Raw genomic sequence first — 16,960 nt, 5'->3', positions numbered from 1 at the left:
GTGGCGAGCGGGCTTGCCCGCGTTGGGCTGCGCAGCAGCCCTGAAACAAAGGGCTGCTGCGCAGCCCAACGCGGGGCAAGCCCGCTCGCCACAACAGTCCATGGCCACAACAGTCCAAGGCATGTCGCAATCAGACCAGCTTATGCTCCATGGCGTACTTCACCAGCTCCGCCAGCGAGTTGACCTTGAGCTTCTGCATGAGCCGCGCCTTGTGCGTGCTGATGGTCTTGTTCGACAGCGCCAGCTGCAAGGCGATGTCATTCACGTTGGCGCCTTGGGCCAGGCGCTCGAACACCGAAAACTCGCGCTCCGAAAGCAACGTATGCAAGGGCCGCGTTTCGGTCAGCCCCACCTCGAACACCATGCGGTCGGCCAGCGCCGGGTCGATGTAACGCCCGCCCCCCGCCACCCGGCGGATAGCGGTCAGCAGCAACGCCGGGTCGCTGTCCTTGGTGGCATAACCTGCGGCCCCGGCCTTGAGCGCACGGGCTGCCATCTGCGCTTCGTCGTGCATCGACAGCATGAGAATCGCCGGCGGGTTGTGCAGCGCCCGAATGCGCGGGATCGCCTCCAGGCCATTGACCCCAGGCATGGAGATATCCAGCAGCACCACCTCGCATGGGGTGTGGCGCAGGGTGTCGAGCAACTGCTCGCCATTGCCCGCCTCGCCCGCCACTTGCATGTCCTTGGCCAGGCCGATCAACTGCTTGATGCCTTCACGGACGATGGTGTGGTCTTCGGCCACCAGCACTCGAATCACGGTTGTTTCTCCTGCTTCAATGGAATCGCCACGCTCAGGCTGGTGCCCTCGCCCGGCTCGCTGTCCAGGCTCATGCTGCCGCCCAGCATCAATACCCGCTCACGCAGCCCCACCAGGCCAAACGACGCCGGGCGCGGGGCATCGACGGCAAACCCGGCGCCGTCGTCTATGACGGTCATGCGCAGCTGCTCGCCCTCATGCACCAGCTCGATCTGCACGGTATGCGCCTGGGCATGGCGCATGACGTTGGTCAGCGCCTCCTGGAGGATACGAAACAGCCCGGTGGCCTTGGCATCGCTCAAGGGTGGCAGATTTTCCGGCACCTGCACCAGACACGGAATGTGCGTGCGGGCCTCGAAACGCCGGGCCTGCCATTCCACCGCCGAGGCAATGCCGGCATCCAGGATGGGCGGGCGCAGCGCCGTGGCCACATCGCGCACCAACTGGAACAACTGGGTAATCAGGCGCTTCATGCTTGCCAGGCGCTCGTTCAGCCCTGGGTCCAGCTCAGCGTAGGCCAGTTCGCACATCGACAGTTCAAGCTTGAGCACAGTGAGCATCTGCCCCAGCTCATCGTGCACCTCGCGGGCGATACGCGCCTTTTCTTCCTCGCGCACGCTCTCAAGGTGGGCCGACAATTCGCGCAGTTGCTCCTGCGAGCCGGCCAGGGCCAGCTCGGCCTGCTTGCCCGCCGTGATATCCCACACCACACCATCCCACACCACTCGGCCATCGGCCAGGCGCCGGGTGGTGGCCTTGATGTCGGCCCAGCGCTCGTCGCCTGCGCGGGTGAGAATACGGCCCTGCCACGACCAGTCGTGGTCCCCGGCCAGTGCAATGTCCTGGACCCGGTGATAATCGGCGCGGTCCTGCGGGTGGACCAGGTTGCGCAGGCCCATGTCCGGCTGCTGGATCTGCGCCGGGGTGTAGCCCACCAACGCTTCGCTGCCCTCGCTGATGTAGGGGAACTCCAGCTCGCCCGCCGCCGCGTCGCGCTCCAGGCGAAACACCAGCCCGGGCACGTTGCCGGCGATGCCCTTGAGCCGCGCCTCGCTCTCGCGCAGGGCGGCCAGGGCTCGGCGGCGCTCGGTCACGTCAGTCAGGTACACCACCAGGTACTCGGCGTCGCGAAAGCGCATGAACGACAGCGAAAGGTCCACCGGCAGCAGGCTGCCGTCGAAGCAGCGGCACTGGCTTTCGAACTGCAGGTCGGCGCCATCGCCGGTGCGCGCCCGCCGCCACAGTTCCAGCCAGCGGTCCATGCCCAGGCTCGGCTCGATGTCGATCAATGGCCGCTCCAGCAAGGCGCCCTCGGCAAAGCCGAGCATGCGTTCAGCGGCGTGGTTGGCGTAGCGGATGTGGCTGTCCCAGTTGACCCACAGAATACCCACGGTGCTCTGGTCGATGGAAAACTGGCTCAGGCGCAGCGCCTCTTCACGGGCCTGGCGCTGCACCAGGCTCTCGCGCGCCGCCAGCAGCGCACGCTCCAGCACCCGTTGCTGGCGGCGCCGCCATATCAACGTGGCAAGCGCGCACAGCAGCAGCATGCCGAACAGCAATGCCAGGTTCTGCCAGAAGCCGGCCGACTCGGAAAACCGTGGGTATTTGGGTTGCAGCCAGCGCTGGTGCAGCTGTTCAAGCTCTTTTGCCGGGATCGCCTGCAGGCCGCGCTCCAGCACCTCGGCGAGCAGCGGCCAGTCGCGGCGTGAGCCAACCCGCAACAACTGCGGCAGGCCGATATCCCCCACCACGGCCAGGTCGCCGAACTCGCTCTCGCGGGACAGCCGGCTCAGTTGCGCCTCATCAAGCACGGCAAACGCCGCCTGGCCGCCCAGCACCAGTTGCAGCGCCTCACGCTCGCTGGGCACCCCTTGCAGGTTGAGGTTGGCGTAGTTGCTGCGCAGGTAGTCGGCCAACCGCGAAGGCATGCGCACCACTACCCGGTCATTGGCGGTGAGTTTTTCCAGATCAACGGCAACTGCACCGCTGCGCATGCCCACCACCAACTGCGGCACGCGCATATAGGGGTCGCTGAACAGCCAGTCGCGCAGGCTGGCCGGGGTTTGCGCAAGGCCAGGGGCAAAGTCGATCTGCCCGGCCTGCAAGGCGTGCTCAAGCGCCGCCTGATCCTCGAAACCGCGCCAGGTGAGGTCCAGCCGCAGGTTCTGCGACAGCGCGTTGACCAGCTCGACGTTGGCCCCGTAGAACTGCTGCAAACGGCGGTCGAACTGGGCGTAGGGTGCCTGCAACACCAGGCCCACGCGCAGGCTACGGTGCTCATCGAGCCACTGCTGCTGCGCAGGTTCCAGCGCCACCTGCGCAGGCAGCGGCGGCCGGGCCTGCGCGATCAAGGGGAGACACAACCAGCCGATAACCCACAGGCAACGCAGTCGCTTCATCTATAACGCTCGTCTTGGCAAGGATGGCCGCCCGGCGTGGCCGTCGCGGACAAATACTATTAGGCTGCCGGTATCTCTATGGCTCTGGACCGATCCATGTTCACACTTTATCGCACGAAGCTGGCAATGATTTGCCTCGCCTCGCTCCTGCCACTGGCTGCCCAGGCGGACGATGCGCCCAAAACCGAGGCCGCAGCCCCTGCTGCCGAGCAGGTGCCACGCGCGCCGCTGCTGGAACGCAGCCTGGACGATGCCTTGGCGCTTGAGCGCCGGGTGCCCAAGGCCGAGCAACAGACGCTCCAGGCCAACGGCGAAAACTTCCTCGCCCTGTGGAAGCCGGCCAACGACAGCGACCCGACTGGCGCGGTGATCATCGTGCCGGGTGCTGGCGAGAACGCCGACTGGCCCAACACCGTCGGCCCGCTGCGCCGTGGTTTCCCGGATGTTGGCTGGCATACCCTCAGCGTGAGCCTGCCAGACCTGCTGGCCGAGCGCCCGCAAGCCCGCGTCGAGGCCAAGCCTGCCGCCGAACCCAAGGCGCCAACGGGCGAAACAGCACCCGCCAAGGACACCCCGGCCGATGCCAACGCCAACGTCGCCCAGGCGACCGCGCCAGAAGCCGACACTGCCGAGAGCACCGATGCGGTAGACGCTGCCGAGCACAACGACGAAGCCGACGCCGAGCGCATTTTCGCCCGCCTGGATGCCGCGATTGCCTATGCCCAGCAGCAGAAAGCCCGCAGTATCGTGCTGCTGGGCAGCGGCAGTGGCGCCTACTGGGCCGCGCGCTACCTGAGCGAAAAACAGCCACCACAGGTGCAGAAACTGGTGATGGTTGCCGCGCAAACCCCGGCACGGGTGGAGCATGACCTGCTCAGCCTGACCCCGACGCTGAAAGTGCCGACGGCCGACTTCTATTACGCCACCCGCAGCCGGGACCGCCTTGCGGCCCAGGCCCGCTTGCAGGCTAGCAAACGGCAGAAAGACAGCCGCTATCGGCAGTTGTCGCTGATCGCCATGCAGGGCAACAAGGCTGCCGAGCAAGAGCAGTTGCTGCGCCGGGTGCGCGGTTGGTTGTCACCCCAGGAGCAGTAATATCGCGGCGGGGCGCAGGCTCTGTAGGAGCGGCCTTGTGCCGCGAAGTGCTGGGTAGCGGCCCCAGCGATTTTCATATAGCCGAGAACCTGGGGCCGCTACGCAGCCCTTCGCGGCACAAGGCCGCTCCTACAGGGGCCCGTGTTGAGGAGGGCTACAACCCGCGCCGCTTGCGAATCATTGCATAGGCCTGGTGCAGTTCCCGGGTGATCTCGGTCGCCTCACGCACCTTGGCCTCGCTGGCCCCGCTGCCCACCAGTTTGTCCGGGTGATGCCGGCTAAGCAGCCGCCGATAGGCCTGTTTGACTTGGTCGCCCTCGGTCTCCGGCTCCACCCCCAGCAAGCGCAACGCCGTGGCATAGGTCATCACGCTGCCATCCTGCGACGCCTTGCGCGGCTCGTACTCCAGCGACAAGCCCTGCACCTGCGAGCGGCTCAGGCCAAGCTGCTCGCCCCAACCCAGCAACAGTTCGCGCTCGTGACGCCCCGCCTTGCCATCGGCCCAGACCATGCGCCAGCAGGCGCGCAAGGTACCTTCGGCCGCATGCGGCTGCTGGCGGATGCGGCGCAAGTGGGCCTTGAGCCGGTCCTTGCCCGCCTTGCCCCGGTTGAAAGCAGCAATTGCACGCTGGCGCGCAGGCTCACGCAGTTCAAGGCGGGCCATCTCCTGGCGGGCCTGTTGGATATGCCCCTCCAGCACGCGCCCATCGCTCTTGGCCAAGCGCCCAAGCAACACGAACAACACCTCATCGTCACGCAACGCCGGGCGCCCGCCCAGGCGCTCGCGCATATCGTCCCATCCTTGCAGACGCAGGCGCCGATCCATGGCCTGGCCCAACAACGCCCCGAGCAAAGCTCCAGGGATGCTGGCCACGGCAAAACCGGCCCCGGCACCAATCAATGTGCTTGGCCACCACATATCAGCGGCGCTCAGCGATCAGGCGCTCGACGTCGGCCAGGCGCTCGAGCGTGCCGACATCGACCCACTGCCCGGCAAAGCGCTCACCGCTCACCCGCCCGGCTGCCATGGCCTGGCGCAGCAACGGCGCCAGCTTGAAGGCACCGGCCTGACAGCCCTCGAACAGCGCCGGGTGCAGCACCGAGATACCGCTGAAGGTCAGCGTGCCGGGGGCATCATCGCCGTCCACCACCTGCTCGCCCTGCAGCCTGAAGTCGCCCCGCCCGTGGTGGCCGGGGTTATCCACCAGCACCAAGTGGGCCAGGCCCGGCAACGGCCGGCGCAGCGCGGCGAAGTCGTAATCGGTCCAGATATCGCCATTTACCAGCACAAAGGGTGCATCCCCCAGCAACGGCAAGGCCTGGTAGATACCCCCGCCGGTTTCCAGCGGCTCGCCCTCCGGCGAATAGCGAATGCTCAAGCCAAAACGCTGGCCATCGCCCAGATGCGCTTCGATCTGCGCGCCCAGCCAGGCATGGTTGATCACAACCTCGGTGAAACCCGCCTTGGCCAGCGCCTCTAGGTGGTACTCGATCAGCGGCTTGCCGGCAGCCGGCACCAGCGGTTTTGGCGTATGCAGGGTTAGCGGGCGCATGCGCTCGCCTTTGCCTGCCGCCAGAATCATTGCCTTCATGCACGGGCCTCGGGCTTCAGTTCAGCGATCAGCTGGCCAAGCTCGGCAAGTTCCGGGCGGCGGTTGATCACGTCTTCTATATAAGCGAAGAACCGCGGGACATCGGCCAGATAGCGCGGCTTGCCATCACGGTGGCAGATACGCGCGAAGATGCCGATCACCTTCAGATGGCGCTGCACGCCCATCAGGTCGCTGGCGCGCTGGAATGCTTCGAAATCAGCCTGCACCGGAATGCCAGCGGTCTGCGCCTGGGCCCAGTAGTCGCGCAGCCACGCCTCTACCCGTGCCTGCGGCCAGCTGAGGAAGGCATCCTTGAACAGGCAGGTGATGTCGTAGGTGACCGGGCCGTAGACCGCATCCTGGAAGTCCAGCACACCAGGGTTAGGCGCGCTCTGCATCAGGTTGCGCGGCATGTAGTCGCGGTGTACCAGCACTTTGGGCTGGGCCAGGGCGCTGTCGATCAGCAACTGGCTGACCCGCTGCCAGGCGGCCTGTTGCGCCCCAGTGAGCGTCAGCCCCAGTTCGCGGCCCACGTACCATTCAGGAAACAGCTCGACCTCGCGGCGCAGCAGGGCGTCGTCATAGCTGGGCAGCGCGGCGTCCATCGGCAGGCGCTGGAGCTTGATCAGCGCGGCGATGGCGTCGGCGAACAAGGTGTCGGCGTTGTCGCTGTCGATGACATCCAGATAGGTCTGGCGGCCCAGGTCGCTGAGCAGCAGGAAGCCGCGCTCCAGGTCCTGGGCGTGGATGACCGGTACATTCACCCCGCCAGTGGCCAGCAGATGGTCAATGGCGACGAACGGGCGGCAGTTCTCCTGCGGCGGTGGCGCGTCCATGATCACCAGGCTGCGCCCGCCCCCCTCCCAACGGAAGTAGCGACGGAAGCTCGCATCACTGCTGGCGGCGGTCAGCGTGCCCTGTGGCACCTCGCCCCAGCCTTGGGCGCGGAACAGGTTGGCAAGCTGCTCATCGAGCCAGGCAGTGAGTTGTTGCAGACGTACATCTAGATCAGGCATTTACAAGGGTCTCCGACGGCCCTAGCCGTCAAGCGGGTCATGCTTTATTATCCAGCATCTTTTTCAGACCATCGAGAGGCGTGCGGCCCCCACACGCGGGCAGATGGCACGCAGGAAGCCCGGACTAATAAGATGGCATTGAAATCCCCCGCGTTTCGTAGAAAATTTCCGTTGCTGGTGACCGGCGGCCTGCTGGCCCTGCAACCCCTGGCCACGTCTTATGTGGTCGCCGCCGAGCAGTTCGACTGCCAAGTGTCCGCCTCCGGTGGTTGGGACTGCAAGCCCAAGACCGCAAGCAACCTGCCGCCACGTCCGGTTCACCCGGGCGCTGCTGCCCCGAATACCGACGCCCAGGCGCCTGAACAGGTCGCCGAGGCTCAGGCCGACAAGCCTGCTCTGGTTACCGAGAGCAAGGGCCGTGGCCTGAAGGCGCGCAGCGAAGACTACAGTCACCTCGACTGGGTCCCACGCGACAAGCTCACCCCTGCGCAGCTGGCCGAAGCCGGCCCGTACTGCGGTGGCGCCTATATCGAGCCGACTCGCCCGGGCATGAACGACTCCACGCCCAAGGACGAAGCGCCGACCTACATCAACGCCAAGGTCTCCAAGTACCAGCAGGAGCAGCAGATCGCTACCCTCGCCGGTGACGTGGTCATGCGCCAGGGCAGCATGCAGGCCGAAGCCGACGAGGCGAACCTCTACCAGACCGAGAACCGTGGCGAGCTCAAGGGCAATGTGCGCATTCGCGACAACGGCACGCTGGTGGTTGGTGACCAGGCACAGATTCAGCTCGACAATGGCGAAGCCCAGGTCGACAACGCCGAATACGTGATGCACAAGTCGCACATCCGCGGCAACGCGCTGTACGCCAAGCGTTCCGAGAACGCCATCATCCGCCTCAAGGACGGTACCTATACCACCTGTGAGCCGGGCAGCAACGCATGGCAGCTCAAGGGCAACAACATCACCCTGAACCCGGCCACCGGCTTCGGTACCGCGACCAACGTCACCCTGCGGGTCAAGGATATTCCGGTGTTGTACACACCTTATATCTACTTCCCGATCGACGACCGTCGCCAGTCCGGCTTCCTGCCGCCGTCGTTCAGTTCCAGCGGCGACAGCGGCTTCATGCTGGTCACGCCGTACTACTTCAACCTGGCACCTAACTACGATGCCACGTTGTACCCGCGCTACATGAGCAAGCGCGGCCTGTTGATGGAAGGCGAGTTCCGCTACCTGACCAAGTCCAGCGAAGGCCAGGTCGGCGGCGCATTCCTCAATGACGACAGCAACGACCGCGAGCTGCAGACCGACTACAAGAAAGACCGCTGGATGATCAACTGGCAGCACAAAGGTGGCCTGGACGAGCGCTTGATGACCGAGGTGGACTACACCGACATCAGCGACCCGTTCTACTTCCAGGACCTCGAAACCGACCAGATCGGCGTCGATTCCAAGCCTGTCGTCGATCAGCGCGGTACGCTGACCTACCGCGGAGACACCTATACCGCCCGTCTGAACGCGCATGCCTATGAAATGGCCTCGCTGTCGACCATCACGCCGTATAACCGTCTGCCCCAGATCACGCTCAACGGCATGCTGCCGTACCACCCAAGCGGCTTCGACCTCAGCTACGAGACCGAAGCAGTACGCTTCGAACGTGACCTGAAGAACGACCTGGTGCGCAACAAGGATGGCGAACTGGACGATACCGCAGGTGCACTGGGCCGCCGCCTTGACGAGAACGTGTTCGGTCTCGCCCGTGCCAACGGCACTCGCCTGAACATTGCGCCGGCGATCAGCCTGCCAATTGAAGCCAGCTACGGCTACCTCACGCCGAAGCTGAAGTATGTCTACACCCAGTACGACCTGGACCTCGACGGCAAGGGCAAGAACGACATCGCCGGCAGCAACGCTGAACAGCGCAACCTGCTGGGCGAATACAGCAGCAGCCAAAACCGCGACATTCCGATCGTCAGCGTCGACAGCGGGCTGTACTTCGACCGCAACACCCAGCTGTTCGGCAAGGACTACCGCCAGACCTTCGAACCGCGCATGTTCTATCTGTATGTCCCGTACAAGGACCAGAAGGACATCCCGATCTTCGACACCACCGAAAACCTGTTCAGCTACTCCTCGCTGTTCCGTGACAACCGTTTCAGCGGCACCGACCGCATCGGTGACGAGAACAAGCTCTCGGTGGGCCTGACCAGCCGCTGGTTCGAAGACAATGGCTTCCAGCGCCAGCGTGTCAGTGTCGGCCAGGCTTACTACTTCCAGGACCGCAAGGTACAGATGCCTGGCATCGACTACCGCAAGCGCGACTACGCGCAGTCCAACGTGTCGCCGTACGCCATGGAATACGAGTACGCCTTCAACCGCGACTGGCGCTTCAATTCGGACTTCAACTGGGACCCGGACAGCCACGCAACCCGTTCGGCGAGCGCGATGTTCCACTACCAGCCGGAAGACAACCCGAACAAAGTGGTCAACGTCGGCTATCGCTACCGCAACGACATGGTCAGCTACGACACCCTGACCGGTCGCTGGCGTGTGGACGGCGGCGACTACGGCGAGCCGGGCGATGCCAACTACGTGAAGGACTACTACAAGATCCAGCAGCACGATTTCTCGGTCATCTGGCCGATCGTTCCGCAGTGGAACGCCATCGCGCGCTGGCAGCATGACTACAACCGCAACCGTACCCTGGAAGCCTTTGGTGGTTTCGAGTATGACAACTGCTGCTGGAAGCTGCGCGTGATCAACCGTTACTGGGTCGATTACGACGACTTCAATCAGGCCACCCCGGCAAACGAGAAGGGCGACCACGGCGTCTTCCTGCAAATCGTGCTCAAGGGCCTCGGCGGCGTCGTGGGCAACAAGGTCGAGTCGTTCCTGGACCAAGGCATTCAAGGTTACCGTACACGTGAAGACCAAGCTAATTGATCATCTGCGCCCGCTGATGCTGGGCGCTGTACTTCTGAGTGGCGCGGTGCATGCCGCGGTACAGCCCATTGACCGTGTAGTGGCCATCGTCGACAACGACGTGGTCATGCAGAGCCAGCTCGACCAGCGCGTGCGCGAGGTGCAACAAACCATCGCCAAGCGCGGTGGCGGCGTGCCGCCAGCCGGCGCGCTGGATCAGCAGGTGCTGGAGCGTCTTATCGTCGAAAACCTGCAATTGCAGATCGGCGAGCGTTCCGGCATCCGCATCACCGACGAAGAGCTGAACCAGGCCATCGGCACCATTGCCCAGCGCAACGGCCTGTCGATTGACCAATTCCGCGCCGCCCTCGCCCACGACGGCTTGTCGTTCGACGACGCACGTGAGCAGGTCAAGCGCGAAATGATCATCAGCCGTGTGCGCCAGCGCCGGGTGGCCGAGCGCATTCAGGTCTCGGAACAGGAAGTTAAAAACTTCCTCAACTCGGACATGGGCAAGATGCAGATGTCGGAAGAGTACCGCCTCGCCAACATCCTCATCCCAACCCCTGAAAGCGCCAACTCCGAAGCTATTCAGGCCGCCGCCCGTCAAGCCGGCGCCGTCTACGAACAGCTCAAGAAAGGTGCTGACTTCGGCCAGATGGCAATTGCCCGCTCGGCCAGCGAAAACGCCCTGGAAGGCGGCGAGATGGGCTGGCGTAAAGCAGGCCAACTGCCACCTGACTTCGCCAAGCTGCTTGGCAGCCTGTCGGTGGGTGAGATCACCCAGCCACTGCGCATCCCCAACGGCTTCATCATCATCAAGCTGCAAGAGAAACGTGGCGGCAGCGAAAGCGTCCTGCGTGACGAAGTGCACGTTCGCCACATCCTGGTAAAACCCAGCGAAATCCGCAGCGAAGCCGCCACCGAGCAGCTTGCCGAGCGCCTGTACGACCGGATCAAGAACGGTGAAGACTTCGCCACCCTGGCCAAGAGCTTCTCCGAAGACCCAGGTTCGGCGCTTAACGGCGGCGACCTCAACTGGGTTGACCCGAGCAGCCTGGTGCCGGAGTTCCGCGAACAGATGGCCAACGCCCAGCAAGGCGAAGTGACCAAGCCGTTCAAGACCCAGTACGGCTGGCACGTGCTTGAAGTGCTCGGCCGCCGCGCCACCGACAGCACCGACCAGGCCCGTGAACAACAAGCCATGAACGTGCTGCGCAACCGCAAGTATGACGAAGAGCTGCAGACCTGGCTGCGCCAGATCCGCGACGAAGCCTACGTTGAAATCAAGCTGCCTGGCGCTGACCAGGCTGCGCAGTGAAGCCCCTGCGCTTCGCCGTTACACCCGGTGAGCCAGCCGGCATAGGTCCTGACCTGTGCCTGCTGCTCGCCGCCGAGGCACAGCCCCACCCCCTGATTGCCATCACCAGCCGTGACCTGCTCGTCGAGCGGGCCGCGCAGCTGGGGCTGGCGGTCGACCTGCTCAGCGTCACGCCCGATACCCTGCCCGACCAGCCCGCGCTGGCCGGCCAGCTATACGTCTGGGATACACCGCTGGCCAAGCCGGTCGTCGCCGGGCAACTGGACCAGGCCAACGCCGCGTTCGTGCTCGAAACCCTTACCCGCGCCGGCAACGGCTGCCTCAACGGCGATTTTGCCGGGATGATCACCGCGCCCGTGCACAAGGGCGTGATCAACGAGAGCGGTATCGCCTTCTCTGGGCATACCGAGTTCCTCGCCGACCTCACCCACACCGCGCAGGTGGTGATGATGCTGGCCACCCACGGCCTGCGCGTGGCCCTGGTCACCACCCACCTGCCACTGCGCGATATCGCCGACGCTATCACTGCCGAGCGCCTGGAGCGGGTAACCCGCATCCTGCACGCCGACATGCGCGCCAAGTTCGGTATCGCCAACCCTCGCATCCTGGTGTGTGGGCTCAACCCCCACGCCGGAGAAGGCGGCCACCTGGGCCGCGAAGAAATCGACATCATCGAGCCAACCCTGCAACGCCTGCGCGCCGAAGGCATGGACCTGCGCGGCCCGTTGCCGGCCGATACCTTGTTTACCCCCAAATATCTGGAGCACTGCGATGCAGTGCTGGCGATGTACCACGACCAAGGGCTGCCCGTGCTCAAGTACAAAGGCTTCGGCGCAGCGGTCAACGTGACGCTGGGCCTGCCGATCATCCGCACCTCGGTCGACCATGGCACCGCCCTGGACCTGGCCGGCAGCGGCAAGATCGACACCGGCAGCCTGCGCGTCGCCCTGCAAACCGCCTACCAGATGGCCGAGAACCGACCATGAACGAGCAATACCAACACCGCGCGCGCAAGCGCTTCGGCCAGAACTTCCTGCACGACGCAGGCGTCATCGACCGTATTCTGCGTGCCATCCACGCCAAGCCCGGCGAACACCTGCTGGAAATCGGCCCGGGCCAGGGTGCCCTCACCGAAGGCCTGCTGGGCAGCGGCGCGCACCTGGACGTCGTCGAGCTGGACAAGGACCTGGTGCCGATCCTGCAACACAAATTTGCCGGCCGCGACACCTTCCGCCTGCACCAGGGCGACGCCCTGAAGTTCGACTTCAACCAGCTCGGGGTGCCAGAGCGCAGCCTGAAAGTTGTCGGCAACCTGCCCTACAATATTTCCACGCCGCTGATCTTCCACCTGCTGGCGCACGCCAATCTTATCCGCGACATGCACTTCATGCTGCAGAAGGAAGTGGTCGAGCGCATGGCCGCAGGCCCAGGCGGCGGTGACTGGGGCCGCTTGTCGATCATGGTGCAGTACCACTGCCGTGTAGAGCACCTGTTCAACGTCGGCCCTGGCGCCTTCAACCCGGCGCCGAAGGTAGATTCTGCCATCGTCCGTCTGGTGCCCCACGCCGTGCTGCCGCACCCGGCCAAAGACGCGAAGCTGCTCGAACAGGTGGTCCGCGAGGCGTTCAACCAGCGTCGCAAGACCCTGCGCAACACCCTCAAGGGCCTGCTCGACAGCGAAGCCATCGAGGCCGCCGGCGTCGACGGCAGCCTGCGCCCGGAACAGCTCGACCTCGCCGCCTTCGTGCGCCTGGCCGACAAACTGGCTGAGCAGCAAGGCTGATAGCAGCGCTGTCGTGCAGGCAGCTGGAGATTCCAGGGGTTTGTACAATCCTGTGCTGGCCTCATCGCAGGCTGGCGCCAGCTCCCACGGGGACCGCGCTGCTCAGCAACTTCAAGGTCTGGCACAGATTCCTGTGGGAGCTGGCGCCAGCCTGCGATGAGGCCGGAACGGGCTTGCACACACTGGCCTCAACCCCCGGCAATGGCCTAGACTGCGTTATTGCGTCAGCTCGCCCAAGGCCCTTGCATGTCCGACCCCCGCTATCAGATCGACGTCAGCGTCGTGACCCGCTATCTCAAAGACCAATCCGACCCCGAAAGCAGTCGCTTCGCCTTTGCCTACACCATCACCGTGCACAACCACGGCACGCTCAAGGCCAAGCTCATGTCGCGCCGCTGGCTGATCACCAACGGTGACGGCGAGGTCGAAGAAGTACGCGGCGCCGGCGTTGTCGGCCAGCAACCGTTGATCGAGCCCGGCCAGAGCCATACCTACAGCAGCGGTGCAGTCATCAGCACCCGCGTCGGCACCATGCAGGGCAGCTACCAGATGTTCGCCGAAGACGGCAAACGCTTCGATGCCGACATCGCACCGTTCCGCCTTGCCGTACCCGGGGCCCTGCACTGATGGCAACCTACGCCGTCGGCGACCTGCAGGGCTGCCTGCAGCCGCTCAAGTGCCTGCTCGAACGGGTTCACTTCAACCCGGCCGTCGACCGTCTGTGGCTGGTGGGCGACCTGGTCAACCGTGGCCCCGAATCGCTGGAAACCCTGCGTTACCTGTACTCGATCCGCCAGGCCCTGGTGTGCGTGCTCGGCAATCACGACCTGCACCTGCTTGCCGCCTGGCACAACGTCGAACGCCTGAAAAAAAGCGACACACTGCGCGAAATCATCGAGGCGCCGGATGCCGACCAGCTGTTCGACTGGCTGCGCCAGCAAAAGCTGCTGCATTACGACGAGGCACGTGGCATCGCCATGGCCCATGCCGGCATCCCGCCACAGTGGACCCTCGGCAAAGCGCTGGAACTGGCCGCCGAAGTCGAGCAAGTGCTGCGTGACGATAACCGTCTCAAGCTGTTTCTGGACGGCATGTACGGCAACGAGCCGAACAAGTGGAGCAAGGACCTCACCGGCATCGAACGCCTGCGGGTGATCACCAACTACTTCACACGCATGCGCTTCTGCACCGCCACCGGCAAGCTCGACCTCAAGAGCAAGGAGGGCCTGGACAGCGCGCCCAAAGGCTACAAGCCCTGGTTCGATCACCCCGATCGGCGCTCTCGCCACGTAAAAATCATTTTCGGCCATTGGGCCGCCCTTGAAGGCCGCGTTGATGTGCCCGGCGTAATCGCCCTGGACACCGGCTGCGTGTGGGGCGGCGCGATGACCCTGTACAACGTCGACAGCGGCGCCTACCACCGTTGCGACTGCACCCGCGAGGGTACCCCCCGCCCAACAGCGCCTACCGCTGCCGCGCTGCACAGCCCTGAAGGAACCGCACCATGACAGAATTCAAGCGCATCCCCCCCGAGCAAGCCCTGGCCCTGCGCGCACAAGGTGCGGTTGTGGTCGATATCCGCGACGCCGGGGCATATGCCGCCGGGCACATTACCGGCGCCACTCATCTGGATAATCACTCAGTCGCCGACTTCATCCGCAGCGCCGACCTGGACGCGCCTACACTGGTTGTCTGCTACCACGGCAATTCCAGCCAGAGCGCCGCTGCCTACCTGGTTGGCCAAGGTTTTTCCGACGTCTACAGCGTGGACGGTGGCTTTGAACTGTGGCGCGCCACCTACCCGGCCGAAACAGCCCAGGGTAGCGCCGAATAATTTTTTCATTTTTACTCCAGCCCGCATTCCGTGCGGGCTAGCGCCCGACCAGACAAACGGTCGAAGGCATCTTGCGCACTCCCCGCCCTTGACCTTCCCCAGAACCAACTACTCTTAAGTTCAGGCCATCCAAAACAGGGGAGAGCCGGTACACCGGCGTGCGGGTCATCGGTAGCGTTACAGGGTGTTCTGGGGGGTATACGGCAACCGGCAAAACCGGTTGCATGCCAGCATCGGCTGACTGATCCGGCGTCGTCTCCACGTATCGAGCGAGGTGACGTCATGAGCATTTTTAGCCACTTCCAACAACGTTTCGAGTCCACGCGCCAGGAAGAAATGTCGCTGCAGGAGTATCTCGACCTGTGCAAACAGGATCGCAGCGCCTACGCATCGGCGGCCGAACGGCTGTTGATGGCCATTGGCGAGCCGGAGCTGATCGACACCTCCGCCAACTCCAGGCTGTCGCGAATATTTTCCAACAAGGTGATTCGCCGCTACCCAGCCTTTGCCGACTTCCATGGCATGGAAGAGTGCATCGACCAGATCGTTTCGTACTTCCGCCACGCCGCCCAAGGCCTGGAAGAGAAGAAACAGATTCTCTACCTGCTCGGCCCCGTCGGCGGCGGTAAGTCGTCGCTGGCTGAAAAGCTCAAGCAACTGATGGAAAAGGTGCCCTTCTACGCCATCAAGGGTTCACCTGTATTCGAGTCGCCACTGGGGCTGTTCAACGCCACCGAGGACGGCGCCATCCTCGAAGAGGAATACGGCATCTCGCGGCGCTACCTGAACACCATCATGTCGCCCTGGGCCACCAAGCGCCTGCAGGAGTTCGGCGGCGACATCAGCAAGTTCAAAGTGGTCAAGCTGTACCCCTCGATCCTCAACCAGATCGCCATTGCCAAGACCGAACCTGGCGATGAGAACAACCAGGACATCTCTGCGCTCGTCGGCAAGGTGGATATTCGCAAGCTCGAAGAGTTTCCGCAGAACGACGCCGACGCCTACAGCTACTCGGGCGCGCTGTGCCGGGCCAACCAGGGCCTGATGGAATTCGTCGAGATGTTCAAGGCGCCGATCAAGGTGCTGCACCCGCTGCTGACCGCCACCCAGGAAGGTAACTACAACAGTACCGAAGGCCTGGGCGCGATCCCCTATACCGGCATTCTGCTGGCCCACTCCAACGAATCGGAGTGGCACACCTTCCGTAACAACAAGAACAACGAAGCGTTCATCGACCGGATCTACATCGTCAAGGTGCCGTACTGCCTGCGGGTCAGTGACGAAATCAAGATCTACGACAAGCTGCTGATCAACAGCTCGCTCGCCAAGGCCCATTGCGCGCCAGATACGCTGAAGATGCTGGCCCAGTTCACCGCGCTGTCGCGCCTGAAAGAGCCGGACAACTCCAACATCTATTCCAAGATGCGTGTGTACGACGGCGAGAACCTCAAGGACACCGACCCCAAGGCCAAGTCGATCCAGGAATACCGCGATTCGGCGGGCGTCGACGAGGGCATGAACGGCCTGTCGACCCGCTTTGCCTTCAAGATCCTCTCCAAGGTGTTCAACTTCGACCCTCACGAGGTGGCCGCCAACCCGGTTCACCTGCTGTATGTGCTGGAACAGCAGATCGAGCAGGAGCAGTTCCCGGCTGAGGTGCGCGAGCGCTACCTGCGCTACCTCAAAGAGTACCTGGCGCCGCGCTATATCGAGTTCATCGGCAAGGAAATCCAGACCGCCTACCTTGAGTCCTACAGCGAGTACGGCCAGAACATCTTCGACCGCTACGTGCTGTACGCCGACTTCTGGATTCAGGACCAGGAATACCGCGACCCGGAAACCGGCGAAATCCTCAACCGCATTGCCCTTAACGAAGAACTGGAAAAAATCGAGAAGCCCGCAGGCATCAGCAATCCGAAGGATTTCCGCAACGAAATCGTCAACTTCGTGCTGCGTGCCCGGGCCAACAACAATGGCAAGAACCCGAGCTGGCTCAGCTACGAGAAGCTGCGGGTGGTGATCGAGAAGAAAATGTTCTCCAACACCGAAGACCTGCTGCCCGTCATCAGTTTCAACGCCAAGGCCAGCAAGGAGGACCAGCAGAAGCACAACGACTTCGTCACCCGGATGGTCGAGCGCGGCTACACCGACAAGCAGGTGCGCCTGCTGTCGGAATGGTACCTGCGGGTCAGAAAATCGCAGTAACAGCGGCAAGCTATTAGCCGCAAGCTGCAA

General features: G+C 63.7%; 14 protein-coding genes. 9 read left to right on the top strand and 5 right to left on the bottom strand.

From position 1 onward, the window contains the following. Positions 1–130 precede the first annotated feature (130 nt). On the bottom strand, positions 131–760 hold the full coding sequence (locus HU719_RS14370; RefSeq protein WP_186518272.1) for a response regulator: 630 nt from the start codon (positions 758–760) through the stop codon (positions 131–133). After that, complete coding sequence (locus HU719_RS14365) at positions 757–3,159, bottom strand: PAS domain-containing sensor histidine kinase (RefSeq protein WP_186535129.1); 2,403 nt, start codon at positions 3,157–3,159, stop codon at positions 757–759. The genes HU719_RS14370 and HU719_RS14365 overlap by 4 nt, the downstream gene beginning before the upstream one ends. A 96-nt stretch (positions 3,160–3,255) precedes the next feature. On the opposite strand from HU719_RS14365, the gene HU719_RS14360 reads away from it, so the two are divergent. Then, a complete protein-coding gene (locus HU719_RS14360; protein ID WP_186535130.1) occupies positions 3,256–4,254 on the top strand; it encodes an alpha/beta hydrolase family protein in 999 nt (332 codons plus the stop codon). 154 nt (positions 4,255–4,408) lie between these two features. Here HU719_RS14360 and HU719_RS14355 read toward each other — a convergent pair whose 3' ends face one another. Genes HU719_RS14355 through HU719_RS14345 form a run of 3 tightly spaced genes read right to left on the bottom strand, consistent with a single transcriptional unit; the run spans position 4,409 to position 6,862 of the window. Continuing rightward, the gene (locus HU719_RS14355; protein ID WP_186535131.1) at positions 4,409–5,173 is read right to left on the bottom strand and encodes a TerB family tellurite resistance protein; all 765 of its coding nucleotides are present in this window, start codon (positions 5,171–5,173) and stop codon (positions 4,409–4,411) included. A 1-nt stretch (position 5,174) separates the two neighbouring features. After that, a complete protein-coding gene (murU, locus tag HU719_RS14350) occupies positions 5,175–5,846 on the bottom strand; it encodes an N-acetylmuramate alpha-1-phosphate uridylyltransferase MurU (RefSeq protein ID WP_186518281.1) in 672 nt (223 codons plus the stop codon). After that, positions 5,843–6,862, bottom strand: coding sequence for an aminoglycoside phosphotransferase family protein (locus HU719_RS14345; protein ID WP_186535132.1), 1,020 nt, complete (start codon positions 6,860–6,862; stop codon positions 5,843–5,845). The genes murU and HU719_RS14345 overlap by 4 nt, the downstream gene beginning before the upstream one ends. A gap of 132 nt (positions 6,863–6,994) precedes the next feature. Here HU719_RS14345 and HU719_RS14340 point away from each other — a divergent pair, with 132 nt between their 5' ends. The 8 genes from HU719_RS14340 (at position 6,995) to HU719_RS14305 (ending at position 16,930) form a co-directional block, all read left to right on the top strand. Next, the gene (locus HU719_RS14340) at positions 6,995–9,808 is read left to right on the top strand and encodes an LPS-assembly protein LptD (protein ID WP_186535133.1); all 2,814 of its coding nucleotides are present in this window, start codon (positions 6,995–6,997) and stop codon (positions 9,806–9,808) included. Next, entirely contained in the window at positions 9,789–11,108 is a 1,320-nt protein-coding gene (gene surA, locus HU719_RS14335) for a peptidylprolyl isomerase SurA (protein ID WP_496197694.1), read from the top strand. Before HU719_RS14340 ends, surA begins: the two co-directional genes overlap by 20 nt. Continuing rightward, positions 11,105–12,094, top strand: coding sequence for a 4-hydroxythreonine-4-phosphate dehydrogenase PdxA (gene pdxA / locus HU719_RS14330; RefSeq protein WP_186535134.1), 990 nt, complete (start codon positions 11,105–11,107; stop codon positions 12,092–12,094). Before surA ends, pdxA begins: the two co-directional genes overlap by 4 nt. Beyond that, positions 12,091–12,891, top strand: coding sequence for a 16S rRNA (adenine(1518)-N(6)/adenine(1519)-N(6))-dimethyltransferase RsmA (rsmA, locus tag HU719_RS14325; protein ID WP_186518290.1), 801 nt, complete (start codon positions 12,091–12,093; stop codon positions 12,889–12,891). Before pdxA ends, rsmA begins: the two co-directional genes overlap by 4 nt. A gap of 246 nt (positions 12,892–13,137) precedes the next feature. After that, positions 13,138–13,518: a Co2+/Mg2+ efflux facilitator ApaG/CorD gene (apaG, locus tag HU719_RS14320; protein WP_186518292.1), complete on the top strand. Its 381-nt coding sequence runs from the start codon at positions 13,138–13,140 to the stop codon at positions 13,516–13,518. Continuing rightward, complete coding sequence (locus HU719_RS14315; protein WP_186518295.1) at positions 13,518–14,399, top strand: symmetrical bis(5'-nucleosyl)-tetraphosphatase; 882 nt, start codon at positions 13,518–13,520, stop codon at positions 14,397–14,399. Before apaG ends, HU719_RS14315 begins: the two co-directional genes overlap by 1 nt. Next, entirely contained in the window at positions 14,396–14,725 is a 330-nt protein-coding gene (glpE, locus tag HU719_RS14310) for a thiosulfate sulfurtransferase GlpE (protein WP_186535135.1), read from the top strand. The genes HU719_RS14315 and glpE overlap by 4 nt, the downstream gene beginning before the upstream one ends. Before the next feature lie 282 nt (positions 14,726–15,007). Beyond that, positions 15,008–16,930: a PrkA family serine protein kinase gene (locus HU719_RS14305; RefSeq protein WP_186518299.1), complete on the top strand. Its 1,923-nt coding sequence runs from the start codon at positions 15,008–15,010 to the stop codon at positions 16,928–16,930. The last annotated feature ends 30 nt before the right edge of the window (positions 16,931–16,960 follow it).

The organism is Pseudomonas farsensis, from assembly GCF_014268805.2.
GTDB classification, from domain to species: Bacteria; Pseudomonadota; Gammaproteobacteria; order Pseudomonadales; family Pseudomonadaceae; genus Aquipseudomonas; species Aquipseudomonas farsensis.
Note: the sequence above shows the minus strand (reverse complement) of the source record. Positions and strands in the feature narration are given on the sequence as shown.

Coding starts and splice junctions, on each gene's coding strand:
- HU719_RS14365 (WP_186535129.1), bottom strand. CDS start 3,159: ATGAAGCGACTGCGTTGCCTGTGGGTTATCGGCTGGTTGTGTCTCCCC.
- HU719_RS14360 (WP_186535130.1), top strand. CDS start 3,256: ATGTTCACACTTTATCGCACGAAGCTGGCAATGATTTGCCTCGCCTCG.
- HU719_RS14355 (WP_186535131.1), bottom strand. CDS start 5,173: ATGTGGTGGCCAAGCACATTGATTGGTGCCGGGGCCGGTTTTGCCGTG.
- murU (WP_186518281.1), bottom strand. CDS start 5,846: ATGAAGGCAATGATTCTGGCGGCAGGCAAAGGCGAGCGCATGCGCCCG.
- HU719_RS14345 (WP_186535132.1), bottom strand. CDS start 6,862: ATGCCTGATCTAGATGTACGTCTGCAACAACTCACTGCCTGGCTCGAT.
- HU719_RS14340 (WP_186535133.1), top strand. CDS start 6,995: ATGGCATTGAAATCCCCCGCGTTTCGTAGAAAATTTCCGTTGCTGGTG.
- rsmA (WP_186518290.1), top strand. CDS start 12,091: ATGAACGAGCAATACCAACACCGCGCGCGCAAGCGCTTCGGCCAGAAC.
- apaG (WP_186518292.1), top strand. CDS start 13,138: ATGTCCGACCCCCGCTATCAGATCGACGTCAGCGTCGTGACCCGCTAT.
- HU719_RS14315 (WP_186518295.1), top strand. CDS start 13,518: ATGGCAACCTACGCCGTCGGCGACCTGCAGGGCTGCCTGCAGCCGCTC.
- glpE (WP_186535135.1), top strand. CDS start 14,396: ATGACAGAATTCAAGCGCATCCCCCCCGAGCAAGCCCTGGCCCTGCGC.
- HU719_RS14305 (WP_186518299.1), top strand. CDS start 15,008: ATGAGCATTTTTAGCCACTTCCAACAACGTTTCGAGTCCACGCGCCAG.